At 72.9% G+C, this 24658-nt stretch carries 21 protein-coding genes; 11 read left to right on the top strand and 10 right to left on the bottom strand.

Annotated features, from left to right (window positions below; all coding sequences use genetic code 11):
• Positions 1–133 precede the first annotated feature (133 nt).
• A complete protein-coding gene (locus tag ACIOFR_RS01860) occupies positions 134–892 on the bottom strand; it encodes a class E sortase (protein ID WP_400991652.1) in 759 nt (252 codons plus the stop codon).
• A gap of 250 nt (positions 893–1142) precedes the next feature.
• Between ACIOFR_RS01860 and ACIOFR_RS01855 the strand changes: the two genes are divergently transcribed.
• Positions 1143–2351: a hypothetical protein gene (locus ACIOFR_RS01855; RefSeq protein ID WP_400991651.1), complete on the top strand. Its 1209-nt coding sequence runs from the start codon at positions 1143–1145 to the stop codon at positions 2349–2351.
• 624 nt (positions 2352–2975) lie between these two features.
• On the opposite strand, the gene ACIOFR_RS01850 is transcribed toward ACIOFR_RS01855, so the two are convergent.
• The 3 genes from ACIOFR_RS01850 to ACIOFR_RS01840 all read right to left on the bottom strand — a co-directional run bounded on the left by ACIOFR_RS01850 (position 2976) and on the right by ACIOFR_RS01840 (position 6852).
• Positions 2976–3797: a CHAP domain-containing protein gene (locus ACIOFR_RS01850; protein ID WP_400991650.1), complete on the bottom strand. Its 822-nt coding sequence runs from the start codon at positions 3795–3797 to the stop codon at positions 2976–2978.
• Positions 3798–3863: 66 nt separating this feature from the next.
• Positions 3864–4754, bottom strand: coding sequence for a peptidoglycan-binding protein (locus ACIOFR_RS01845; protein WP_400991649.1), 891 nt, complete (start codon positions 4752–4754; stop codon positions 3864–3866).
• Positions 4755–5490: 736 nt separating this feature from the next.
• Entirely contained in the window at positions 5491–6852 is a 1362-nt protein-coding gene (locus tag ACIOFR_RS01840) for a glutamine synthetase family protein (RefSeq protein ID WP_033820272.1), read from the bottom strand.
• Between the two features lie 208 nt (positions 6853–7060).
• On the opposite strand from ACIOFR_RS01840, the gene ACIOFR_RS01835 reads away from it, so the two are divergent.
• The 5 genes from ACIOFR_RS01835 (at position 7061) to ACIOFR_RS01815 (ending at position 11804) form a co-directional block, all read left to right on the top strand.
• The gene (locus ACIOFR_RS01835; RefSeq protein ID WP_400991648.1) at positions 7061–8815 is read left to right on the top strand and encodes an NAD+ synthase; all 1755 of its coding nucleotides are present in this window, start codon (positions 7061–7063) and stop codon (positions 8813–8815) included.
• 140 nt (positions 8816–8955) lie between these two features.
• A complete protein-coding gene (locus ACIOFR_RS01830; protein ID WP_400991647.1) occupies positions 8956–9687 on the top strand; it encodes a hypothetical protein in 732 nt (243 codons plus the stop codon).
• Positions 9684–10337: a hypothetical protein gene (locus tag ACIOFR_RS01825; protein ID WP_400991646.1), complete on the top strand. Its 654-nt coding sequence runs from the start codon at positions 9684–9686 to the stop codon at positions 10335–10337. Before ACIOFR_RS01830 ends, ACIOFR_RS01825 begins: the two co-directional genes overlap by 4 nt.
• A gap of 16 nt (positions 10338–10353) precedes the next feature.
• Positions 10354–11178, top strand: a complete 825-nt coding sequence (locus ACIOFR_RS01820; RefSeq protein WP_400991645.1) for a hypothetical protein — start codon at positions 10354–10356, stop codon at positions 11176–11178.
• Positions 11175–11804 carry an SMI1/KNR4 family protein gene (locus ACIOFR_RS01815; RefSeq protein WP_400991644.1) on the top strand — a complete coding sequence of 210 codons (630 nt, stop codon included), beginning with the start codon at positions 11175–11177 and terminating at the stop codon, positions 11802–11804. Before ACIOFR_RS01820 ends, ACIOFR_RS01815 begins: the two co-directional genes overlap by 4 nt.
• Before the next feature lie 222 nt (positions 11805–12026).
• Here the strand turns inward: ACIOFR_RS01815 and ACIOFR_RS01810 are convergent, their stop codons facing one another.
• The 3 genes from ACIOFR_RS01810 to ACIOFR_RS01800 all read right to left on the bottom strand — a co-directional run bounded on the left by ACIOFR_RS01810 (position 12027) and on the right by ACIOFR_RS01800 (position 15460).
• Positions 12027–13052, bottom strand: a complete 1026-nt coding sequence (locus ACIOFR_RS01810; RefSeq protein WP_400991643.1) for an endonuclease/exonuclease/phosphatase family protein — start codon at positions 13050–13052, stop codon at positions 12027–12029.
• Positions 13053–13171: 119 nt separating this feature from the next.
• Positions 13172–13840 carry a TetR/AcrR family transcriptional regulator gene (locus ACIOFR_RS01805; protein ID WP_400991642.1) on the bottom strand — a complete coding sequence of 223 codons (669 nt, stop codon included), beginning with the start codon at positions 13838–13840 and terminating at the stop codon, positions 13172–13174.
• 24 nt (positions 13841–13864) lie between these two features.
• Positions 13865–15460, bottom strand: a complete 1596-nt coding sequence (locus ACIOFR_RS01800) for an MFS transporter (RefSeq protein WP_400991641.1) — start codon at positions 15458–15460, stop codon at positions 13865–13867.
• A gap of 246 nt (positions 15461–15706) precedes the next feature.
• Between ACIOFR_RS01800 and panB the strand changes: the two genes are divergently transcribed.
• From panB to ACIOFR_RS01785, 3 genes are all read left to right on the top strand, one after another.
• A complete protein-coding gene (gene panB, locus ACIOFR_RS01795) occupies positions 15707–16585 on the top strand; it encodes a 3-methyl-2-oxobutanoate hydroxymethyltransferase (protein ID WP_400991640.1) in 879 nt (292 codons plus the stop codon).
• Between the two features lie 108 nt (positions 16586–16693).
• Positions 16694–17710, top strand: a complete 1017-nt coding sequence (locus ACIOFR_RS01790) for an ATP-binding cassette domain-containing protein (RefSeq protein ID WP_400991639.1) — start codon at positions 16694–16696, stop codon at positions 17708–17710.
• Complete coding sequence (locus tag ACIOFR_RS01785; protein ID WP_400991638.1) at positions 17707–18516, top strand: ABC transporter permease; 810 nt, start codon at positions 17707–17709, stop codon at positions 18514–18516. The genes ACIOFR_RS01790 and ACIOFR_RS01785 overlap by 4 nt, the downstream gene beginning before the upstream one ends.
• A gap of 30 nt (positions 18517–18546) precedes the next feature.
• Here the strand turns inward: ACIOFR_RS01785 and ACIOFR_RS01780 are convergent, their stop codons facing one another.
• The gene (locus tag ACIOFR_RS01780) at positions 18547–21909 is read right to left on the bottom strand and encodes an ATP-binding protein (RefSeq protein WP_400991637.1); all 3363 of its coding nucleotides are present in this window, start codon (positions 21907–21909) and stop codon (positions 18547–18549) included.
• 184 nt (positions 21910–22093) lie between these two features.
• Here ACIOFR_RS01780 and ACIOFR_RS01775 point away from each other — a divergent pair, with 184 nt between their 5' ends.
• The gene (locus tag ACIOFR_RS01775; RefSeq protein ID WP_400991636.1) at positions 22094–22903 is read left to right on the top strand and encodes a site-2 protease family protein; all 810 of its coding nucleotides are present in this window, start codon (positions 22094–22096) and stop codon (positions 22901–22903) included.
• 73 nt (positions 22904–22976) lie between these two features.
• On the opposite strand, the gene ACIOFR_RS01770 is transcribed toward ACIOFR_RS01775, so the two are convergent.
• Together ACIOFR_RS01770 and npdG are read right to left on the bottom strand one after the other, a co-directional pair.
• Positions 22977–23168: a hypothetical protein gene (locus tag ACIOFR_RS01770; RefSeq protein ID WP_400991635.1), complete on the bottom strand. Its 192-nt coding sequence runs from the start codon at positions 23166–23168 to the stop codon at positions 22977–22979.
• A gap of 144 nt (positions 23169–23312) precedes the next feature.
• Positions 23313–24017 carry an NADPH-dependent F420 reductase gene (gene npdG / locus ACIOFR_RS01765; RefSeq protein ID WP_400991634.1) on the bottom strand — a complete coding sequence of 235 codons (705 nt, stop codon included), beginning with the start codon at positions 24015–24017 and terminating at the stop codon, positions 23313–23315.
• A 47-nt stretch (positions 24018–24064) separates the two neighbouring features.
• On the opposite strand from npdG, the gene ACIOFR_RS01760 reads away from it, so the two are divergent.
• Complete coding sequence (locus ACIOFR_RS01760; RefSeq protein WP_400991633.1) at positions 24065–24646, top strand: hypothetical protein; 582 nt, start codon at positions 24065–24067, stop codon at positions 24644–24646.
• Positions 24647–24658: the final 12 nt, after the last annotated feature.

Below are 24658 nucleotides of genomic sequence, written 5' to 3'. Positions count from 1 at the left end.
GGGCCTCGGCCCGGGAGAACCGCCTGCGACCCCGTCACTCGCGCTGTCACTGAACCCTGCCTCAACCCTGCCACTTCCGGTGGTCGAACACCCGGCGCGGGGCGGACGGCCCGGGCCGCCCCGGCCCGCACGCTCACCGCAGCTCGGCCGGTGGGGTCCGCCCGGCGTCCACCGGTTCCTCGCGCACCAGGCTGCCCCAGACCGCCATCCGGTAGAGCGAGGTGTACACCGGCGTGCAGGTCGTCAGCGTGATGTAGCGGCCGGGTCCGCGGTACGGCGACCCGGTCGGCACCGGCGCGATCACCCCCGTGTCGTACTGCGAGGTCTCCGGGAGGGTGGCGTCGACCCGGTAGACGTACCAGGTGTCCCGGGTCTCGACCACCACGGCGTCACCGGGCCCGACCTGGTCCAGGTCGTGGAACTTCGCGCCGTGCCCGTCCCGGTGCGCGGCGAGCGCGAAGTTGCCCTCGCCGTCCCAGGGCATCGCCGCCGCGTAGGGCTCGGTGTACACCCCGGCGACGCCGTCGGCGAGCGTCCCCTCGTCCGTCCCCATCCTGATCAGCACCTGGTAGTCCCTGCCCATCGCCGGCACGTGCAGGAAGCCGACGCCGTCGCCGGCGGCGAACGCGGGCGGCGCCGGCGACGGGGCCTCCGGGGTCGCCGGGCCGGCCGGCGGCAGCGGGACGGGCGCTGTCGCCGTCGCCGTCGCCGACCAGGCCTTGCGCAGCCGGTCGCCGGCCTGGTCCGCCCGGTGGTCCGCGATCACGTCCGTCCACCAGAGCGAGTACGCGGCGAACAGCGCCAGCAGCACCCCCAGGGTGACCAGCAGCTCCCCCGCCCCCTGGACGGCCACCAGCACTGCCCGACCCCGGCTCTGACCCTGCGTCACCATCGGCTTCCCTCCTGGAGCGACGACACGGACGGAGCCACTCACTCCACCGCGCGCCCCCACCGTCCGCAAATCGACACGCCCTGCGGCGCCCGACTGCGCGCGGCGGGCGGTCGCGGTGCGGGTGACGGCGTTCGGCCATCGGGAGGCGGCGGCCGTCCCTCGAAACGGTGACCCAGCGGCGTCGCTCAAACACTTACCGTACGAACTGCCATAAACAGAGGATCCGTTTTACCGATCATCTGGGAGAGTCATGCAAACCCGTGCAGCCGGTCTGGTCCTCTCCGGACTGACCTCTTTCGCGCTCGTCTGGGGCGCCAACAGCACCTCGTACGCCGCCACCTTCCCCGACCAGAACACCAGCGTCGACGCGGTGGACGCCGCCCGCGGCGGACCGTGGGTGAACGACCTGCTCCAGATCGCACGCGACGGAGCCGGTCCGGCCGACCACGCCTGGCTCCAGGGCGCCACCGTCGCGGACCCGCGCTCGGCACCGGTGGCCGCACCCGCGGCCGCGCCGGCGACCGACGCCACCGCCCCCGCCGCCGACGACACCGCCCCCGCCGCCGTCGCCACCGACGCCGACGAGTCCGGGGAGGCCGCGGAGGCGACCGGGGCCGACAACGAGCAGGCGACGGCCGACCAGGCGGAGCAGGACGCCCTCGCGTCGGACGAGGAGTCGGACCCGTCGTTCTGGGAGGACGACGCGGACGACTCCATGGACGAGGACGACGCGCTGCGGTCGCACGCCGTCAAGCCCAAGCACTGCCCGCCGAAGCACGGGATGCACGGTCACAAGCCGCCGACCCACGGCAGCCACAGCCACAAGCCGCCCGTGCACCACGAGCACGGCCACAAGCCGCCGACCCACCAGCCGCCGAAGGAGCAGCCCCCGACCCACGGGGAGCACGGCGACCACGCGGACCACAGCGACCACAGCCACAAGCCGCCGACGCACCAGCCGCCGAAGGAGCAGCCCCCGACCCACCAGCCCCCGAAGGAGCAGCCCCCGAAGCACGACGAACACGGGAACAAGCCCGGCGGGACCCAGACCCAGGACCAGGACCAGCTGCAGGCGCAGAAGCAGGACCAGGGGCAGCTCCAGGCCCAGGGCCAGTTCCAGAACGTCGTACTGACGGTCGTCCAGCAGAACCACCAGAACGTGCACGTGTCCAACGACGCCGTCGCCTCCGGCAAGCAGCACCACGCGGAGGCGGCGAAGGGCTCCTACCACGCGAAGCCCGCCACGTCCTCGCACCCGGGCAAGTCCTCGTACTCGGGCAAGTCCTCCTACTCGGGCAAGTCGTACGCCCACGGCAAGGGCTCGCACGGCTCGTCGTCGCACGCCGAGGGGAAGCTGGCGCACACCGGCTCTAGCCAGATCCCGCTGGCCCTCGGCGCTGCCGGACTGCTCATGGCAGGCGGCGCTCTCCTGCGGTTCCGCCACACCCGCCGGTCCTGACCGACTCCGGCCCCGCCGGACACCCCCGGGCCACAACGCCATCGGCCTGTCCGACCCTCGCGGGTCGGGCAGGCCGTTGCGGCGTCCGGGGCGCCGGCCTTCCGGCGATCCACCGACCCGGGGGCCACCTGCGGTTACAGCACCTGGAGGTTCTTGCGCAGCTCGAACGGGGCGACCTCGGAGCGGCACTCCGATGATTGCCCACTCGGCAGCCGTGCAGTGGCGGAGGGACAGCGGTGACGGCCGACGGCGCTCAGGGCCGTCACTCCACTCGCTCACGTCGGATCGGCGCGCGATCGAGATCATGAGCGGACCACGCGCCGAACCCAGCTGGCGTGGGCGCCTTCCAGGCCGCAGAGGCCTCGTCCCACGGGTTTCCCGTCGCCATCACCGGTCGGCCGCCTGGCTCACCTTGGGGGGCGGGCGTTGGCAGACCGGCGGCACGTCGAAACCCCCTCGGACGAGGGCGACTTGGAAAGGTCACCCTGCCCGACGGGGCTTCGACGCGTGTCGCTGCGGCTCCGGCGCACCTCGTCACACCGCCGTGACCTGAACGTTCGCAAGATCACCCCGGCTGCGGGGGTGTCCTTGGCGCGGGTGTGCCGGTGTCGTGCCGGTGGCTGCTCAGAAGTGGAGCATCCACTGGAAGTCGGACTGTGCGTTGCTGACGTGGACGTGGCTGCGAGTGCCGTAGGCGAGGGGGTTGTTCCAGTTGTATTCCTCGACGTCGAAGGAGCCGTCGGAGTAGACGGCGTTGACGTAGGCGACGTGGCCGACCCGGTGGACGTCGTTGACGGCGATGGCGCCGACGGTGGGGGTGGTGTTGACGGTGACGCCGACGCGGCGGGCGGCGTCGTCCCAGGTGCCGGCGTTGCCCCAGGTGGTGCCGCCCCAGGAGTTGCTGAAGTTCGGGACGCCGAGACGGCTGGCGATGCGGTACGCCGCGAAGGCGGTGCAGTTGTCGGCGGCGAAGCCGCGGGTGCCGTGGTCGAAGTCGTTGGTGGTGCTCTCGTTGTCGCCGCCGCCGCTGCTGAGGAACTGGTGAGAGGCCTCGTTGTTCTTCAGGGTGGCGTTGAGGTTGCCCTTGGCGCCGGGGGCGAAGTCCTGGCTGGCGCCGCCGTGGCCGCTGTTGACGTAGACGCGGACGGTCTGCCCGGTGCGGTTCCACACCGATGCGGCGTTGTTCTTGACGCAGATGCCCTGGCCGGCGCCGGCACCCTTGAATTCGTAGCAGGTCGGCTGGGTGGCTCCGAGGTCGCCGATGGAGCCGGTGAAGTCGGAGATCGAGCCGGCCTCGTTGCTGTTGTAGTAGTAGCAGAACTCGCCGGCGTCGCAGACTCCGTCGCGGGACGCGGCGAAGGCGGGGGTGGAGGTGGTGGCGACGAGGGGAAGGGCCATGGCCAGTGCGGTGCCGGCGACGGTGAGCGTGGTGCGTATGTTCTTCATGGTCTCTCTGTTCGTGACGTGTCACCGACGGGTGCTTCGGTCGTGCTCGGGTGGTGCCGTGCGCGGTCAGTGGGTGCGCTGGTACGCCTCCCAGGTCTGGATGGGGATGCGAGGGCCGTCGTCGGCGGCGTGGTTGGCCAGGCCGTTGAGGCCGAGGTAGTAGTCACCGGTCTGGTTCTGGGCCTGGGCGGACAGATCGGTGTCGTTGATCGCTGCGGCGTGGATGTGCCACGGCCAGTCGCCCTGGCTGGGGTTGCGGATCCAGGCGGCGAATCCGACCTGGCGCAGTGCTCGGGCGACGGCGGTGCGGGTGCTGCTGGACATGCCGTCGATGTTGATGTCCACGACGCCACCGCCGTCGTGGGTGCCGGCGGAGGTGGGATCGCCGCCGGGGTTGTAGGAGCCCTGGGACAGGGTGAGGTGGAATCCCAGGAGGCGTTCGGTTTCAGCGAGCATGTTCTGGGTGCGGGTGTTGACGGTGTATCCGTCGCGTTGCAGCTTCGCCCCGGGTCCGATCTGGTGGGTGAGGGTGAATCGGCCCTGCCCGAGTGCGGTGAGGGAGGAGGTGCCGGGCAGTCCGTTGGCGTCCAGGCCGGTGTAGCCGAGGGAGCGCTGGAAGGCGGCGTAGGCGGTGATGGTGGTGGTGCCGAAGTACCCGTCCACCCAGCGGGCGTCGAGGAGGTTACGGGCCTGCAGGGCCCGCTCGACGGCCAGGACCGAGTCCTTGGCCCCCGGGGTCAGCGTGCTGTCGGGGCGTCGCGGGTCGATCTGGGCGGCCAGGACGGTGGCTTCCATGTCCACCACGGGCAGCGTGGCAGCGGTGGCCGCCGATGGCCCGGTTTGGGACGGTGGGGTTGCCGCGTGGGCCTGTGCGGCGCTCAACACCAGACCGCTCAGGACGGCGACGGCCGTGAGCAGTCGGGTGACGGCGTTCCGGGTCTTGACGACGGATGCCATGCGGTGGCTCCTTCTGGTTCGGTGGAGGATCGGCCCCGACCCCGTCCCGTTGTCGGGCAGGGGGTTTGCGTCGTCGGGCCCGCGCCGGGGCCCGAGATCCGTTCGAGACGCTAGGAGGTGCCGATAGCGCGCGCGTATCGCCTCAGGGCGCCCCGGGCAGGCCCGCCGGGCCGCAACGACGGCCCCGCGCACGGGAGTCAGGGCCCGGGCGAGCCGCGCCATCGGGCGGCTACGGCCGCGATACCGCCCTTCGCCGGCATGAATGCGCCACCGGCCGCCGTGATCACCACGGCGGCCGGCATCACGGGGCGGGGAACGGACGGTCGCCCGCGGAGGGCGTCGGACGCCCCGGAGCCCCGTACGGAAGGGTCACCATGGCGATCGGGGCGTTCGTCTCGGCCGCTCTCGGAGAGCGCCGGCACGCCGAGCGACTTCAACACGTACGCGTGGAAGCCCGCCCCGGTGAGCACCGGGGGCTCGGTGCTGCTGGACGCCGGCGAGAGCGTCAAGGCGCTCAGCGGGTACCTCGGGCACAGCGATCCCGGGTTCCACCCTGCGGCGACGCCCGCACCCGGCGGGCCGTCGACGCGCTCCACGAGGCGCTCGGGTGGGCCACCGATCACGGCACCGACGGCCCACAGACGGCCCAGGAACGAAGAGAAGCCCCCGGGGCCGACGGATGCGTTCCGTCGACCCCGGGGGCTTTCTTGCTGCTCAGACCACCGCTGAGCTGCGGTTACAGCACCTGGAGGTTCTTGCGCAGCTCGAACGGGGTGACCTCGGAGCGGTACTCCTCCCACTCCTGGCGCTTGTTGCGCAGGAAGAAGTCGAAGACGTGCTCACCGAGGGTCTCGGCGACGAGTTCGCTGCGCTGCATCAGGTCGATGGCCTCGCCCAGGTTCTGCGGCATCGGCTGGATGCCGAGGGCGCGGCGCTCGGCGTCGCTGAGGGCCCAGACGTCGTCGTCCGCGCCGGGGGGCAGTTCGAGGCCGTCCTCGATGCCCTTGAGGCCGGAGGCGAGGACGACGGCGTAGGCCAGGTAGGGGTTGCAGCCGGTGTCCAGGGAGCGGACCTCGACCCGGGTGGAGCCCTGCTTGCCCGGCTTGTACATCGGGACGCGGATCAATGCCGAGCGGTTGTTGTGGCCCCAGCAGACGTACGAGGGGGCCTCGCCGCCGGCGCCCGCGGTGCGCTGGGAGCCGCCCCAGATGCGCTTGTAGGAGTTGACCCACTGGTTGGTGACGGCGGCGGTCTCGGCGGCGTACTTGAGCAGGCCGGCGATGAACGAGCGTCCGACCTTGGAGAGTTGGTACTCGGCGCCGGACTCGTGGAAGGCGTTGCGGTCGCCCTCGAACAGCGACAGGTGGGTGTGCATGCCGGAGCCGGGGAAGTTGGAGAACGGCTTCGGCATGAAGCTGGCGTGCACGCCCTGCTCCAGCGCGACCTCCTTCATGACCAGGCGGAAGGTCATGATGTTGTCGGCGGTGGAGAGCGCGTCCGCGTACCGCAGGTCGATCTCCTGCTGGCCGGGGGCGCCCTCGTGGTGGGAGAACTCCACCGAGATGCCCATCGACTCCAGCATGGTGATCGCCTGGCGGCGGAAGTCGTGGCCGACGCCGCGCGGGGTGTGGTCGAAGTAGCCGGACTGGTCGGCCGGGATCGGCGGGGTGCCGTCGCCCGGGAGGTTCTTCAGCAGGAAGAACTCGATCTCCGGGTGGGTGTAGAAGGTGAAGCCCTGCGCGGAGGCCTTCTCCAGCGTCCGCTTGAGCACGAACCGCGGGTCGGCGTAGGAGGGGGAGCCGTCCGGCATCATGATGTCGCAGAACATCCGAGCGGTGCCCGGCGTTTCGGAGCGCCACGGCAGTATCTGGAAGGTGGTCGGGTCCGGCTTGGCGATCATGTCGGACTCGTAGACCCGGGCGAAGCCCTCGATCGCCGAGCCGTCGAAGCCGATGCCCTCCTCGAACGCCTGTTCCAGCTCCGCCGGAGCGACCGCGACCGACTTCAGGAACCCGAGGACGTCGGTGAACCACAGCCGGACAAAACGGATGTCACGCTCTTCGAGCGTACGAAGCACGAACTCCTGCTGCTTGCCCATGGGGACAGTCTCACCTCTGCTCTTTACGTCCGTGTTACGCCCGGAACCGGCCCGCGTGGCGACTGGTCCCATCATGTCGGATCTCCGCCCGGATGCCGACACCGAGTTCCGTCCCACCGACCCGGACCCCGGCCGGACCCTCGGCCCGAGCCGCCGGGACGGGGCCCGGGGGCGACATAGCGTCAGTTAGACGATTACACTCCCGGGCATGCCCAATCTCCGTCTCGCCCTGTGCCAGACCGACCCCTGGGTCGGCGACCTCGCCCACAACGGCGACGAGGTGGTACGGCGGTCCCGGCAGGCCGCCGAGGCCGGCGCCCAGCTGGCCGCCTTCCCCGAGATGGCCCTCACGGGGTACCCCGTCGAGGACCTCGCCCTGCGTAGCTCGTTCGTGGAGGCGTCCAGGACGGCGCTGGTCGAGCTGGCCGCCCGGCTGGCCGCCGAGGGGCTGGGCGAGCTGCCGGTGGTGGTCGGCTACCTCGGCCGTTCGGAGCACGCCTCGGCGAAGCTCGGCCGCCCGGCCGGCGCGCCGCAGAACTGCGCCGCGGTGCTGCACCGGGGCGAGGTGGTGAACCGGTTCGCCAAGCACCACCTGCCCAACTACGGCGTCTTCGACGAGTACCGCTACTTCGTCCCCGGCGACCAGCTCTCCGTGCTGCGCCTGCACGGCGTGGACGTCGCACTGGCGATCTGCGAGGACATCTGGCAGGACGGCGGCCGCGTCACCGCCGCCCGCGAGGCCGGGGCCGGCCTGCTGCTGGTGGTCAACGGATCGCCGTACGAGCGGGACAAGGACGACGCCCGGCTGGCGCTGGTACGCCGCCGGGCCGCCGAGGCGGGCTGCACGCTGGCCTACCTGAACATGGTCGGCGCCCAGGACGAGCTGGTCTTCGACGGTGACTCGCTGGTGGTCACCGCCGACGGCGAGGTGCTCGCCCGCGCCCCGCAGTTCGAGGAGCGGCTGATGCTGGTCGACCTGGAGCTGCCCGCGGCCGCCGGCGACCGCGCCGACGGCCTGCCGCTCGGCGACGGCCTGCGCCTGGTCCACACCGACCTGGGCGGCGACCCGCTGCCCGCACCGGCCGAGCCGGTCCCGGCCGGGATCGCGCCGCGGGTGGAGGACGAGGCGGAGATCTACTCCGCGCTGGTCGCCGGCACCCGGGCGTACGTGCGCAAGAACGGCTTCTCCTCGGTGCTGCTCGGCCTCTCCGGTGGCATCGACTCGGCCCTGGTCGCGGCCATCGCGGTCGACGCGGTCGGCGCGCCGAACGTGCACTGCGTCTCGATGCCCAGCCGGTACTCCTCGCAGCACTCCCGGGACGACGCGGCCGACCTGGCCACCCGGACCGGCCTGCACCTGCGCACGGTGTCGATCGCGCCGATGTTCGACTCCGTCATGGACGCGCTCGGCCTCACCGGCCTGGCCGAGGAGAACCTGCAGTCCCGGCTGCGCGGCACGGTGCTGATGGCGATCTCCAACCAGGAGGGGCACCTGGTGCTCGCTCCCGGCAACAAGAGCGAGCTCGCGGTGGGGTACTCCACGCTCTACGGCGACTCGGTCGGCGCGTACGGCCCGATCAAGGACGTCTACAAGTCGCTGGTCTTCCGGCTGGCCCGCTGGCGCAACGAGGAGGCCGACCGGCGCGGCGAGGTGCCGCCGATCCCGGAGAACACCATCGTCAAGCCGCCCTCCGCCGAGCTGCGACCGGACCAGAAGGACACCGACTCGCTGCCGGACTACGACCTGCTGGACACCGTCCTCGACCTGTACGTCGAGGGCGACCAGGGCCGGGACGCGATCGTGGCGGCCGGCTTCGACCCCGCGGTGGTCGACCGGATCGTCCGCCTGGTCGACACGGCCGAGTACAAGCGCCGCCAGTACCCGCCGGGCCCGAAGATCTCCGCGAAGGGCTTCGGCCGCGACCGCCGGCTGCCCATCACCAACCGCTGGCGCCGCGGCTGACGCTCCGCCGGCTCTTCACCAGGTCACCACCAGCCCCGTCCCGGACGCCCCCGCCGCATCCGGTGCGGGGCTTCGGCATTCGCACTACTATCGCCTGTGTGGTGACGGCGCGTCACACACGGTGATGACGGGGGGTCATCTTGGCGATCGAGCTACCGGGCGAACTGGTGTGGGTCATGGACCTGTTGGGCCTGAACTGGCCGCAGGTCAACGAGGACAGCGTGCGGCAGTACGCCGACCACGTCCGCAGGTTCGCCACCGACATCGACGGCACGCACGCGGCGGCCACCGCCACGATCCGCGCCATGGCCGAGGCCTACCAGGCCGCCTCCTACCAGCAGTTGGCCGACACCTGGACGCGGATGTCCGCCGACCACATGGACGACCTGGTCCAGGTCTGCAACGCGAGCGCGATCGCGCTGGAGGTCGCGGCCGACGTGATCGTCGCCGCCAAACTCGCTGTCATCACCCAACTCGGCATCATGGCAGCCGAGTTGGCGGCAGCCGTGGCCAGCGCGGTGGTCACCCTGGGCGCCTCCGCGGCGGCCGAGGCCGCCCTCGCCGAGGTCCAGCGGCGGATCGTCAAGGAGATCATCCAGGAGGCCGAGGACCAGGTGGTCGGCATGCTGGTGGAGCGGGCGGTCGCGCCGTTGGAGGACGCCGTCACCCGGGCCCTGACCGGCCTGGTCTTCAAGGGCGTGCAGGCCGCGGTCGGCGCTGCCGGAGGTGGCGCCGGCGGGGCCGGCGAGGGGTTCAGCATCGATCCGGAACGGATGCTCGCGCACGCCGCCGAGCTCCAGCGCCACGCCCAGGACGTCGTCGGCCACGCGCAGACCTTCGCCGGCGCGACCGCGGGGGTGTCGTTCAGTTGAGTCACCCGATAGCCAAGGCCCTGGAGGACGCCGCCCAGCGGGTCGGCAGGACGATCAGCAAGGACGCGGCCAAGGCCGTCTCCGAGATGTACGAGCAGGCCGGCCACGGCGCCAAGAAGGTGGTCCAGAACCTCAAGGACGCGGACGACGCCCACGCCAAGCACATCCTCGACCTCGCCGACAAGATCGCCAAGAACGGCGGGGAGACCGGTGAGGGGGCCAAGGCCCGGCTGATCGCCCAGCACGACGCGCGCACCAGGATCGCGTCGGCGGTGGGCGTCCGGGGCGACTACGACGCCGAGCTCGTCGTGGACCACGTCAAGTACCCCGAATCGGCCGACCACATCCGGGAGGCCCAGCGCGGCCAGGTGTGGACCGGCTCCACCTGGGTCCAGGGGCCGGCCAAGCCGTCCGTCCTCACCATCGACCGGCCGAACGCCAAGAAGAACCGCCGGGCCTCGCTGCGCGGCATCGCCACCCGGCCGCCCGAGGAACGGGACGAGTACCCGCCGGCCATGTTCGCGGAGGGCGGGGCCGGGGCCAGCGTCAAATATATTGACGGCCCGGACAACGGCGGTTCCGGTTCGGTGATGGGCAGTGCGCTCAGCGGCTTGCCGGACGGGGTCAGAGTGAGGATCAGAGTGAGATGACGGGCAGGGGTGACGGGTGGTGAACGCTGCGGAGAAGCTGGTCTCCCGAGCGCGGCAGGGAGCCTTCCTGGAGGTGCTCCCCGAGCTCGTGGAGCTGGCGGGGCGCAGGGGCGGTCACCGCAACCCGGTCTGGGAGGCCACCGCGGCGGCGATCCAGATCATGTTCTGGCAGGACCGCTTCGCTGAGGCGGCCGACCTGGCGGCCGCCCTGATCGCCGCGGACGGTCCGCGCGGCGGGGAGCTGTGCGACCAGTCGGTGCCGTTCCGCAGCGCGTTCCTGGCGGCCGAGCTGCACGCGGGCGTACCGGCGGGCCCGCGCCTGCTGGCGGCCTCGGAGCAGGTGCCGGAAGGCCGGGTCCTCGGGACGGACCTGCGGTGGACCGCGGAGCAGCGGGCGACCCGCCCGATCGAGGACCTGCTGCCCAATCCGGGCGACTGGGGCGGGCCGGTACGGCCTGCGGCGAGCCCCACCGCCGCGGCTCTCCTGACCCGGGACCCCGGGAGCCTCACCGACCGCGAGCGGCGACGGCTCTGGGACGCCTTGGCGGCGGGGAACGACTTCGCGGCGGCCGACCGGCTGGCCCGGTCCTCGGGCGAGACCCCGCCGCAGTTCGCGGTCTGCACCTGGATGGCAGGCTGGTACGCGACGACCGGTGAGACCGAGGCCGGTGAGAGGATGTTGATCGCCGCCCACGGACGGTGGTGGCCGTTCGCGAAGTGGGACGCCCTCCCCGATCCCCCGGTCCTGCAGCCCACCCTGCGCCCGGTCGTCACCGACCGGGTGCGCGAGCACTACCTGACCAGGCCGATCGGCCCCGAAGCGAGGAGTGACCGGACATGACCCAGAGCGCCCTTGAGCAGTTGCTCGGCCGGGCCCGGGGCCCGATGGGGCCCTCGACGGAGCTGGACTTCGGCGTGGCGGGCGGCCCGCTGGCCGAGTTGGGCGCGGTGCTCTCCCGGGTCAACGGGTTCTTCCTGTTCAACGCGGGCGTGCAGGTGTTCCGGGTCGGCGAGGAGGGCCTGGGCCCGGACCTGCTGAGTTGGAACGGCGAGAACACCTGGAAGGACACCTACGGCGGCCTGGCCGACGGGCTGTTCAGCTTCGGCCAGGACATCTTCGGCAACCAGTTCGCGATCATGGACGGCTCCGACGTGGTCGTCTTCGACCCGGAGACCGCCGAGGTCGAGGTGCTCGGCACCGGCCTGGAGTCCTGGGCGCAGTGGCTGCTGGCGGACCCGGAGGTCAACGCCGCCGCCAACTTCGCCTACGCCTTCCAGCAGCGCAACGGTGCGCTGGAGCCGGACCAGCGGCTGGTCCCGCTGCAGTTCTTCGTGGCCGGCGGGGACTACGAGTTCGACAACTTCGCCGTCCGGGACGCGGTGACCGCGATGCGGATCCGCGGGCCGATCGCCCAGCAGGTGTACAACCTGCCGGACGGCGCGACCATCGACCTCAGCGCCGGCTGAGCGTACCGAGCCCGGGAATCCACATCAGCTGACTCCCGGTCGGCCGAAATTCACCCTGGCGCACGACGGCCTCCCCTGACAGGCTTACCCGCACGTGTCCGGACACCGAAGCCACCTGACGCGTCGTCGGAGCGGCGGGGGCCACCGATGACGGCCTCCCGTCCGGCCGGCCCGCGCGGGTCGGCCGGACGGGGTCCGCCCCGGGGAAGGGGCGGCGCCCGGTCAGTAGCGGTAGTCCGCGGCGACCGCCCGGTGGTCGCTGCCGTCGGCCGGCAGCACCCGGGAGTCGGTCGGCCGCAGGCCGCCCTTGCTGAGGATCTGGTCGATCCTGGCCATCGGGAAGGAGGCCGGCCAGGAGAAGCCGAAGCCGTCGCCGGCCGCCCCCTGGGCGGACCGCATCTGGGCGCTGATCGGGGCCAGGCTGCGGTCGTTCATGGTGCCGTTGAGGTCACCCATCAGCACCACCTTCTTGAGCGGCTCCGCCTCGATGGCGTCGCCGAGCGCCTGCGCGCTGACGTCCCGCCGGCCGGCGGTGAAGCCGCCGTCGAACTGCACCCGCACGGACGGCAGGTGCGCCACGTAGACCGCGAGCGGCCCCTTGGGGGTGGTCACCTCGGCGCGGAACGCCCTGGTCCAGCCGATCCGGATGTCCACCACCTGGACGCCGCCGATCGGGTAGCTGGACCACAGCCCGACGGTGCCCTCGACCACGTGGTACGGGTACCTGGCGGCCAGGCCCTTGGTGTACGCGGGGACGGCCCCGGCGGCCAGCTCCTCCAGTGCGACGATCTGCGCGCCGGATTCGTTGAGCAGCCGCAGGGTGCCGGCCTGGTCGCTGTTGGCCGCCGCGACGTTGTGGGTGAGGACGGTGAAGTCGCCCTTGCCGGAGGCCTTGTCGGTGAGCAGCCCGCCGAAGAGGTTCAGCCAGATCACCGCCGGCATCAGGACGGCGGCCACGGCGATCGCGGAGCGACGCCACAGGGCGAGCCCGAGCAGGACCGGCACCGCGAGTCCGAGCCAGGGCAGGAAGGTCTCCAGCAGGCTGCCGACGTTGCCGACGGCGTTCGGGACCTCGGCGTGGAAGGCCAGCAGGCAGGCGACCAGGACGGCGAGGACGGCGAGGATCCAGCCACGGCGGGGGTCGAGCCAGGGGTCGAACCGGGCCCGCAGCCCGGCCGGCGGCCGGATGCCCTCGGACTCCGGCTGTCCGCCCCCCGCGGCCGCCGCCGGACTGTCCGCCTGCACCATCGCCACTCCTCCGCACGTGCCCTGATCCGCCCGGCCGATGCCGTTTTAGTCTGATTCTCGGCTCAGCCTATGACGGGACAGACGCCCTGCGGACACGCGAAGGTTGCGGCACGCACCGATCAGTGACATTCCCCACCGGACGGGCCCGCACCCACGCCGTTCAGCACCGCGTCGATCATCTGACGGGCCAGGTCGGGGTCGTCCAGCGGGGCGTCGTCCCACAGGATCGACCGCAACAGGATCGGGCCGATCACCACCTCGCAGACCAGCTCCATGTCGAGGTCGGCGCGCAGCACGCCCTCGTCGATGCCGCGGCGGACGATGGTGCGGACCAGCTCGCGGCGCGGCTTGACCACCCGCTCCTGGTAGGTGGCGCGCAGTTCCGGCCAGTCGTTCATCTGGCCGAGTGCGGACTTCAGGACCCAGCGGGAGCGCTTGGCCAGGCCGCGCTTGCGCATGTACTCGACCATGCCGACCAGCTCTTCACGGACGGTGCCGCCGGTCAGCTGGGGCGCCGGCGCCTCCAGCCGGGCGACCACGTCGACCAGCAGGGCCTCCATGTTGGGCCAGCGCCGGTAGATGGTGGCCTTGCCGACCCCGGCCTGGGCGGCCACCCGTTCGATGGAGAGTTCGGCGAGGCCGACCCCTTCCTCCATCAACTGCTCCACGGCGGCGAAGATGGCCTGCTCGGCCGCCTCGCTGCGGGGCCGTCCCCGCCGCGGAGCACCGGGCTCCGGAACGGGGACGGCCACGGGGGTGCGGCTGGCGGCCGGGGTGTCGGTCTGCATGCCGCTATTGTCCACGGCCCGGGCTCAGACCTGGGCGGGACGCTGCGGCGCGGGCACCCGGTCGGGCGTCCCGGGCCCGGCCGCAGCGGCCGGGGCGCGGCCCGGCAGCAGCAGGAGGGCGACCAGGGCGCCGGCGACGGTGATCCCTCCGGAGAGGCCGGCGACCGCGTGCATGGCGTGGACGAAGGCGTCCTGGGCCGGTGCCACCAGCCCCGGGTTGTGGGTGCTGCCGGCGATGGCGACGGTGGCCTCCAGCGACTCGCCGGCCTTGTCCCGCAGGGCCGGCGGGAGCGTGGCGAGCCGGTCGGCCATGCCGTCGCGGTAGACGGTGGAGAGGACCGCGCCGAGGATGGCGACCCCGAGCGAGCCGCCGACCTGCCGGAAGGTGTTGTTCAACGCGGAGCCGGCGCCGGCCTTCTCGCGGGGCAGCGAGCCCATGATCGCCACGGTGACCGGCGGCATCACGTGGGCCATGCCGGTGCCCATCACGAAGCCGAGCACGATCAGCACCCAGATCGGGGTCCCGGTGTCGAGGCCCAGGTAGCCGAACAGGCCGACCGCGACCAGGGCCATGCCGGCCACGCAGGTGGCGCGGACGCCGAAGCGGTCGACCATCAGCCGGGCCCGCGGAGCGAAGATCATCTGCGCGCCGGCCAGCGGGAGCATCAGCAGGCCGGCCTGGAGGGCGCTGTAGCCGCGCACGCTCTGGGTGTAGAAGACGCCGAAGAAGGAGACGCCCATCAGCGCGAAGAAGATCACGCCGATCACCACGACCGAGGCCGAGAACACCTTGTTGCGGAACCAGGTGATGTCCAGGGCGGGGTGGCTGGTGCGCTTCTCGAACAGGACGAAGGCGGCCAGGGCGACCAGGCCGACCAGGATCGGCACCCAGGCCCCGGGGTCGGTGAAGTCGGCCAGCTCGCCGCCCTTGATGATGCCGTAGATCAGGGCGACCAGGCCGATGATCGACAGCAGCACGCCGACCGGGTCGAGCCGGCCCGGGTTCGGGTCCTTGGAGTTGGGCACCAGCAGGCCCATCGCGAGCAGGGCGAGGGCCACGATCGGCACGTTGACCAGGAAGACCGAGCCCCACCAGAAGTGCTCGATCAGCAGGCCGCCGGTGATCGGGCCGATGGCGATGGCCAGGCCGACCGCGCCGGCCCAGACGCCGATCGCCTTGGGCTGCTCGTGCCGCTCGAAGACGTTCATGATGATGGCCAGCGTGGCGGGCATCACCAAGGCGCCGCCGAGGCCCATCACGGCCCGGAAGGCGATCAGCTGGCCGGGCGAGTCGGCGAAGGCGGAGAGCAGCGAGCCGAGGCCGAAGACCAGCATGCCGCCGAGCAGCGTCCACTTGCGGCCGAGCCGGTCGCCGAGCAGGCCGGCGGTGAACAGCAGGCCGGCGAAGACCAGCGTGTAGGAGTTGATCGACCACTCCAGATCGCTCTGGGTGGCGCCCAGGCCGGTCGGCGCGGGGGTGGCGATGGTCTTCATCGCGACGTTGAGGATCGAGGTGTCGAGCACGACGACGAGCAGGGCGAGCACCAGGGTGCTGAGGATCGCCCATCGGCGGCGGTGGATGGCTTCGGGCACGCGGGGCGTGGCGATGGCGGTGGTCATGGTGTCTTCCCTGTCCGTACGAGGATGTCCGGACTTACGAGTCGAGCTCGTCTCGTAACCCCTGGGACCAGGGTAGCCCTCATTTCGATACGAGACAGACCCGTATCGCAAACTCTGGGTAAAGAAGCGGCGCACGGTCCGCACGTGCACCCCTCTTTGCGCTCGGGCGCGGGCGTGCAAGCATGGGAGCAGATCCGGGGACGCCGCACGGCGCCACGAGACGACAACCCTTCAGGAGCCTGTTCGATGAACGCTTCTCCGCTTTCGCCTGCCCCGACGCAGGCACCCGCCGCCCAGGGCAACACCCTCTACGGGGGTGTCACCAACCGCCGCGTCACCGTCCGCGACCTGGCCGCCGCCAAGCAGCGCGGCGAGCGCTGGTCGATGCTGACCGCCTACGACGCGCTCACCGCGGGCGTCTTCGACGAGGCGGGCATCCCGGTGCTGCTGGTCGGCGACTCGGCCGGCAACTGTCACCTCGGCTACGAGACGACCGTGCCGGTGACCATGGACCAGATGGTGATGCTGTCCGCCGCCGTGGTCCGCGGCACCGGACGGGCCATGGTCGTGGGCGACATGCCCTTCGGCTCGTACCAGGAGTCCCCCGGCCAGGCCATGCACAACGCGGCCCGGCTGATGAAGGAGGCCGGGGTCGGCGCGGTGAAGCTGGAGGGCGGCGAGCGCAGCGCCCGCTCGATCGAGCTGCTGGTCGAGGCCGGCATCCCGGTGATGGCCCACATCGGGCTCACCCCGCAGTCCGTCCACGCGCTCGGCGGCTACCCCGTCCAGGGCCGCGGCGACGAGGCCGCCCACCAGCTGCTGCGCGACGCCAAGGCCGTCCAGCAGGCCGGTGCCTTCGCGGTCGTGCTGGAGGCCGTCCCGGCCGAGCTGGCCGGACAGGTCACCGAGCAGCTGGTGATCCCGACCGTCGGCATCGGCGCCGGCGCCGGGACGGACGCCCAGGTCCTGGTCTGGACCGACATGGCCGGCATGACGGCCGGCCGGGTGCCCAAGTTCGTCAAGCAGTACGCCAACCTGCGGACCGTCCTCGGCGACGCCGCCCGCGAGTTCGCGGCCGAGGTCACCGCCGGCACCTTCCCGGCCCCGGAGCACACCTTCAAGTGACCGTCCGGCCCGGCCACGCGCCGGGCCCGACGGCGGGACGACAGGGCGCTGTCAGCGGCGACAGCGCCCTGACAGCGCCCTGACAGCCGGGCCGGGCAGCCTGATGGCATGACAGGAATCGCCACCGCCCCGAACGACCGGGGAAGCCGCACCAACGCCGTCGAGGTCCGCGGCATCGTGAAGCACTACGGCGCGACCAAGGCGCTCGACGGCGTCGACCTCACCGTCCGCGAGGGCACCGTGCTCGGCCTGCTCGGCCCGAACGGCGCCGGCAAGACCACCCTGGTCCGGGTGCTGTCCACACTGATCAAGCCGGACGCCGGCAGCGCCTTCGTCGGCGGCTACGACGTGCTGCGCCAGCCGAAGCAGCTGCGCCGCACCATCGGCCTGACCGGGCAGTACGCCTCGGTCGACGAGCTGCTCTCCGGCTACGAGAACCTCTACCTGATCGGCCGGCTGCTGGACCTCCCCGGCAAGGAGGCCAAGTCCCGCGCCACCGAGCTGCTGGAGCGCTTCTCGCTGACCGAGGCCGCCAAGCGCCCGGCCAAGACCTACTCCGGCGGCATGCGCCGGCGCCTCGACCTGGCCGCCAGCATGATCGGCCGCCCCAGGGTGCTGTACCTGGACGAGCCCACCACCGGCCTCGACCCGCGGACCCGCAACGAGGTCTGGGACGAGGTGCAGCGGATGGTCGGCGAGGGCTCGACCGTGCTGCTGACCACCCAGTACATGGAGGAGGCCGAGCAGCTCGCCGACGAGCTGACCGTCATCGACCGCGGCCGGGTGATCGCCAACGGCGGGATCGAGGAGCTGAAGACCCAGGTCGGCGGTCAGACCCTCCAGGTGCGGCCGGTGAACCCGGCCGAGCTGCCCGAGATGGTCCGCTGCCTCCAGGAGGCCGGCACCGGCGCGACCTTCTCCGCCGACACCGGGCTGCTCTCGGTGCCGCTGACCGGCGACGAGCAGCTCACCGCCGTGATCGGCGTGCTGGGCGGCCGCGGCTTCGCCATCGCCGGCATCGACACCAAGCTGCCCAGCCTGGACGAGGTCTTCCTGACGATCACCGGCAAGCCGGCCGGCGCCGAGCCCACCGCCCCGACCCTCACGAAGGAGCCCGTGGCATGAGCGCCGCGACCCTGGCCCCCGGCCACCTCGACGACTCCCGGATCGGCCTGCGCGCGACCGTGCGCCACATCGGGGCCCTGACCCGGCGCAACCTGATGCGGATCAAGGCCGACCCGGAGTCCATGCTGGACGCCCTGCTGATCCCGATCATCTTCACCGTGCTGTTCGTCTACGTGTTCGGCGGCGCGGTGGCCGGCACCCAGCAGGACTACATCCAGTGGATGATCCCCGGCCTGCTCGGCACCACCGGCCTCAACCTGGCGATGTCGGTGGGCACCGGCCTCAACAGCGACTTCCAGACCGGTGTGATGGACCGCTTCCGCACCCTGCCGATCGGGCGCTCGGCGGTGCTGCTGTCGAAGATCGCGGCGGAGACCTGCCGGGCGCTGGTCGCCTTCACCATCCTGATCTCCTTCTCGCTGCTGATCGGCCTGCAGATCAAGACCGGCTTCCTGGAGGTGCTGGCCGCGGTCGGCCTGTCCCTGGTCTTCGGCATGTCGATCGTCTGGATCTCGATGCTGCTGGGCATGGCCCTGCGCAGCGCCCAGGCGGTCCAGGGCGTCGGCATGCTGGTGATCATGCCGCTGCAGTTCGGCAGCTCGATCTTCGCGCCGACCACCACCATGCCCGGCTGGCTGCAGGCGTTCACCGAGTACAACCCGCTCTCGGCCCTGGCCGACGCCTGCCGGAGCCTGATCAACGGCGGGCCGCTGGCCCACTCGGTGACCGTGGTGCTGGTGACCTCCGCGGTGATCACCGCGGTCACCGCCCCGCTCGCGGTCGCCCGGTTCCGCAAGCGCACGTGACCGGCGAACACGGGTAGCGGCGGCCCGGGGTCAGAAGCCCCCGTGGTCGTTGAGCAGGGCGGTCGCCTCCGAGAGCGTGAGGCGGCCGCCCTCGTCGAGCGCCGCCCGGTACTCCTGCTCGCCGAGCAGGGCCGCCAACCCGTCGCCGGCGTGCGCCCGTTCGGTGCGCTCCAGGCCCGAGCCCAGCGCGCCGTGCAGGGAGAAGTGCGCGCCCAGCAGGACGGCGCCGCGCCGGGCCGCCCGCGGCTCGTCCCGCTGCTCCGCGTACGCGAGCATGATCCCGGACGCGGGCAGCAGCAGCATCACGCTCATGTGCTCGGCGAAGACGGTGGCCACGCCCGCGACCCGGGCGATCCGGCGGCGGCTCTCCCGCAGGAGCTCGATCCCGTGCACGGCGTCGCCGGCCCGGCTCACCACCCAGCCGCGCACGCAGGACACGATGCCGTCGAAGATCTCCGGCGCCATCGGCCCGAAGCTCTCCTGGTCCGTCACCAGCAGGTCCAGCTGCTCGACCGCCTGCGCGTACTCCCCCCGCTCGACGTGGATGTTGCACAGCACCAGCCGCCCGTACAGCGCCGCGCCGTCCGTGGCGTGCTTGCTGACGAGGATGCCGTCCAGGGCGACCCGCACCAACCGCTCGCCCTCCGCCGGGTCCAGCTCGTACAGGGCCTCGCCGAGCCGGGCCTGGAGCAGCGGCACCTCCTGCGGGGCGCCGAGCTCCTCGGCCAGTTCGATGGCCCGCCGGTAGGCCTCGGTCGCACCGACGGCGTCCCCGCGCTTGGCCACGTTCTCGGCCATCGAGGAGTACGCCTCGGACATCCCCCAGGTGTCGCCGAGCTCGACGGCCAGGGCCAGCGCCTCCTCGCTGTCCCGCACGGCCTGGTCCAGGCCGCCCACCCAGTCGTTCAGCAGCCGGGCCCGGATCTGCAGCACGAAGGCCAGGTCGGTCGGCCGGCCGTGCCGGCGGGCCCCCGCCACGGCGTCGTCCAGCAGGCCGACCAGCTGGTCGACGCCGCCCGACAGGAAGGCGGCGAACACCCGCAGCAGCGCCGGGAAGCGGTACGACTGCGGCAGCTCGGGCGAGTAGGTGGTCAGCACCCGGTTGGCGCGCTCCGCCGTCTCCGCCTCGCCGAGCGCCGAGAGGTTCCCGGTGAAGCGGGCGACCAGCTGCTGGATGTGGAGCTGACGCCTGGCCTCCTCCAGCTGGACCTGCGGCAGCGGCAGCGGCAGCTCCAGCGGGTCGACCTCCAGCGGCACCGGCGCCGGGGCGTCCCCGGCGAACGGGTCCGGGCCGAGCGCGGCCACCTGGTCGTACCAGGAGTACGCCTCCTCGCGGTAGTTGCGCACCGCCCAGAACCAGCTCATCGCCAGGGCGAGGACCAGCGCCTGCGGCTCGTCCCGGGTGTCGACCGCGCGGCGCAGGGCGGCGCGGATGTTGTCCTGCTCGCGTTCGAGCACGCCCAGCAGGTGGATCTGCCGGGGGCCGCGCAGGCCGCGGTCGGCGGTGCGGGCGAGCTCGCGGTAGGCGGCGGTGTGGCGGTCCGCCACCCGGTCGGCCTCGCCGGAGGCGGCGAGGCGCTCGGCGGCGTACTCGTGGATGGTCTCCAGCATCCAGTACCGGGGCTCCTCGCCCAGCCCGGCCACCACCAGCGACTTGTCGACCAGGGAGAGCAGCAGGTCGGCGATCTCCGCGGCGGGCACCTCGGTGTCGTCGGCGAGGACCTGTTCGGCGCTCTCCAGGGTGCAGCCGCCGGCGAAGACCGACAGCCGGCGCAGGACGGCCCGTTCGCGTTTGTCGAGCAGGTCCCAGCTCCAGTCGACGACCGCGCGCAGGGTCTGCTGACGCGGCAGCAGGGTGCGGGAGCCGGCGGTGAGCAGGGCGAAGCGGCCGTCCAGCCGGTCGGCTATCTGGCGGGGGGTCAGGCCGCGCAGCCGGGCGGCGGCGAGCTCGATGGCGAGCGGGAGGCCGTCCAGCCGGCGGCAGATCTCGGCGCAGGCCTGCGGGTCGTCGGCCGGGTCGAAGCCGGGGCGCGCGGCGGCGCCGCGCTCGGCCAGCAGGCGCAGCGCGGCGGCGTCCGGCAGCGGTTCGACCGGCAGCACCCGCTCGCCGGGGACGCCGAGCGGCTCGCGGCTGGTGGCGAGGACGGTCAGGCCCGGGCACTCCGCGAGCAGCTGGTCGGCGAGCTCGGCGGCGGCCTGGACGAGGTGTTCGCAGTTGTCCAGGACCAGCAGCATCCGGCGGCGGGCGCAGTGGTCGACGATCCGGCGCAGCGGGTCTCGATCGCGGGTCTCGATCGCCTCGGCGACGGCGCCGCCGGTGTGCAGGACGGTCTCGCGCAGGCCGAGTGCGGAGACCACGGCGCCGGGCACGGCGGCCGGGTCCTCCAACGGGGCGAGCTCGGCCAGCCAGACGCCGTCCGGCCAGGCGCCGTCGGCCTGGGCCGCGCGGCCGGCCTCGACCGAGAGCCGGGTCTTGCCGGAGCCGCCGGGGCCCGTGAGGGTGGTCAGCCGGCCGTCGGCCAGCGCCCGGCCGAGGGCGGCCAGGTCGTGGTCGCGGCCGACGAAGCTGGTGAGCCGGGGGCGCAGGTTGCCGCCGGTGCGGGCGGTGCGGGGCACGCCGGCCGGGGCCGGGGGCTCGGTCACTGCGGGGGCGGCCGGGGGCTCGGCCGCCGCGGGGGCGGCCGGGGCGAGCAGCTGGCGGTGCAGGTCCTGGAGGGCGCGGCCGGGGTCGGTGCCGAGCCGGTCGGCGAGGGTGCGCCGGGCGGTCTCGTACTGCTGGAGGGCCTCGGCGGTGCGGCCGTCGTGGTGCAGGGCGCGGATCAGCAGGGCGTGCAGCTGCTCGTCCAGCGGGCGCCGGGCGCACAGTTCGGCCAGTTCGGCGGTGAGCAGGCCGGCCCGGCCGAGGGCGAGGTCGGCGGTGATCCGGTGCCGGCGGGCCTCGTCGTGCTGGGCCTCCAGCCGGGCGGCGGGGCCGCCGCGGTCGGGCAGGTCGGCGAGGGCGGGGCCGCGCCACAGGGCGAGGGCGGCGTGCAGGTCCTCGGCGGCGCGGGCGTGCTCACCGCCGGCGAGGGCCCGGCGGCCCTGGTCGGCGAGCCGCTGGAAGTCGCCGACGTCGCTGGTGCCGCCGGTCAGCCAGTAGCCGGCCGGGCCGGAGCCGACCTCGGCGCGGCCCACCGTGCGGCGCAGCCGGCCGACCAGGGTCTGCAGCGAGGCGACGGAGTCCTGCGGCGGGTCGGCGTCCCAGACCTCCTCGACCAGCAGCTCGGCCGGGACGGGCCGGCCCTGGCGCAGCACCAGGGCCGCCAGCAGGGCGCGCAGCCGGGCACCGCCGAGCGGGACCGGGGTGCCGTCGTCGCGGTGGGCCGTGGTGGTGCCGAGGATGCCGTAGTACACGGGGACCATTCTGGTGGACGTCCGGGCGGCCGTACGCCCTTTACCGCCGCCGGAACGGCTCCGGGCCGCCGAACGTTCACCGGGCGTCGCCCCGGTCGGCGGTCGGGAAGGGTTGTCCGCCCGCCCGGTACCCGGCATGATCGTCCCTCTGCCCGTCCCCCCAGGCCCCCGGAGTCCAGCCGCCATGACCTACGCCACCGCCGACCGCCGCAGCGAGCAGAACCGGATCAGTCCGGTCTTCTGGGTGCTGCTCGCGATCCTGGGCACCTCCGCGTGGGCGGTGGCCACCGGCTACGGCAACGCGCGCTTCGGGGTCTTCCTGTTCGTGGTCGCGGGCTGGATGGTCTCGCTGTGCCTGCACGAGTACGCGCACGCGCGCACCGCGCTGCACGGCGGCGACATCACGATCGGGGCGAAGGGGTACCTGACCCTCAACCCGTTCAAGTACGCGCACGCGGTGCTGAGCTTCGTGCTGCCGGTGGTCTTCGTGATCATGGGCGGGATCGGTCTGCCGGGCGGCGCGGTCTTCATCGAGCGGCACCGGATCCAGGGCCGGCTGAAGCACAGCCTGATCTCCGCCGCCGGCCCGCTGGTGAACCTGGCGTTCGGCGTGGTGCTGCTGGTGCTGGTGGGCGGGGGCGTGTTCGACGACCCGTCGATGCCCAGCCGGTTCGACGGGCACGAGCTGCCGGTGTCGCCGTTCCCCGCGGCGCTGGCGTTCCTGGCGTACCTGCAGATCACCGCGGCGATCCTGAACTTCCTGCCGGTCCCTGGCCTGGACGGCTACGGGATCCTGGAGCCGTGGCTCTCGTACCGGACCAGGCGCGCGGTCGAGCCGTACGCCCCCTACGGGATGCTGGCGCTGTTCGTGGTGATCTGGCAGACCGAGGCCGGCAAGTGGCTGAGCGACCTGACGCTGGGGTTCATGGGCCTGTTCGGGGTGCAGGACTACGTGGTGGCCGTCGGGGACGTGCTGTTCCGGTTCTGGAAGTAGCCCCCGGCGGCACGGCGCGGACGGCCCCGCGGGCGGCCCCACGGACGGCGCGGGCCGTCCGGTCCGTCGGCGCTCAGGCCTGCTGCTCGGCGGCGCGGGCGCGCTCGACCCGGTCCTTGCGGACGTAGAACCAGGCCATGTTGCTGGCGACGCCGGCCATCAGCACCCAGACCACCCCGAACCAGTTGCCCTCCACGAAGGAGACGACGGCCGCCGTGACGGCGAGCACGAGGACGATCGAGGCGAGCAGGGCGTTGCGGGGCATGGCGGAGGCTTCCTGGCCGGGGGCGCCCCGGCGGCGGCCGGGGCTGGGTGGTCACCGCCCATTGTCGCCGAAGGGCCGCCCCGGGCCGGCCGAGGGGGCCCTTCGGGTGGTCGCGGCGGCGCGGGCGTGCGCCGCCGCCGGCGCTCAGATGTCGGTGACCCGCAGACCGGCGTGGGCCTTGTAGCGGCGGTTGACCGAGATCAGGTTGGCCACCAGCGACTCCACCTGGTGGGCGTTGCGCAGCCGCCCGGCGAAGACGCCGCGCATGCCGGGGATCCGCTCGGCGAGGGCCTGTACCAGGTCGGTGGCGGCACGCTCGTCGCCGAGCACCATCACGTCGGTGTCGATCCGCTCGACCGTGCGGTCCTGCAGCAGGACCGCGGACAGGTGGTGGAAGGCGGCCGTCACCCGGGAGTCGGGCAGCAGGGCGGCGGCCTGCTGGGCGGCGCTGCCCTCCTCGGGCTTGAGCGCGTAGGCGCCCTGCTTGTCGAAGCCCAGCGGGTTGACGCAGTCGACGACGATCTTGCCGGCCAGCTCGGCGCGGAGCGCGGTGAGGGTGGCGGCGTGGCCGTCCCAGGGCACCGCGATGATCACGATGTCGCTCTCCCGCGCGCAGGTCGCGTTGTCCGCGCCGCGGACGCCCGGGCCCAGCTCGGCGGCGGCGGCCTCGGCCCGGTCGGCCGTCCGGGAGCCGATGATCACCTGCTGGCCGGCGGCGGCGAGCCGGTAGGCGAGGCCCCGGCCCTGGTCGCCGGTGCCCCCGAGGACACCGACCACCAGTTCGGATACCTCGGGCTGCGCGGGGGTGGCGGCGGCAGCGGGCGCGTTCACTGAATCGGGGTGCGTCATGCGGAAGATCCTGCCAAAGCCGGGGCCGCTGCTCCACGCTGTGCCCCATGGACGCACTGAGAGTTTCAGCACTCCGAGCGGCGTTGGCGGGCAGCGGCTGGCCCGAGTCCGCCCGGGACTTCGGCGGGGAGCTGCACCGTTCGGTGACCGGCCGCGGCGGGCGCGGGCTGCTGCTGGTCGGTACGGCCGGGTACGAGCCCTGGCACCTGGCGGCCCATCTGGGTGACGAGGCCCTGCGGTCGGGCGCCGCCGCGCTGGCCCCGACCCTGCTGCGGCACGTCGTGCCGCCGGGCGCGCCGGACCACCTGGCGCACGGTCTGCGGCGGCTGTCCGAGAGCCCCCGCCGGACGACGGTGCTGGTGGTGGCGCCCGACGCGGCCGACGAACGGCTGCTGGAACGGATCCAGGACGCCCGGCGCGGCGGTGCGGCGGTCTTCGCGCTGGACGGCGGCGAGGAGGAGCTCGGCCCGCTGGCCCACCAGCGGCTGGCCGTCCCGGGTGCCACCGAGGAGCCCTTCGACCTGCTCCAGCACCTGGTCGGCAGCGCCGCCGGGTCGGTGCGCCGGCCGCAGCGGTGGTGGCGGCGGCTGGCGGTCCGGATCACCGCCCCGCCGGCCCTGCACTGGTAAATCGTTTGCCCT

The organism is Kitasatospora sp. NPDC088346 (assembly GCF_044740765.1).
Classification (GTDB): domain Bacteria; phylum Actinomycetota; class Actinomycetes; order Streptomycetales; family Streptomycetaceae; genus Kitasatospora.
The sequence above is the reverse complement of the archived record's forward strand: the minus strand, read 5'-3'. Positions and strand labels throughout refer to the sequence as shown.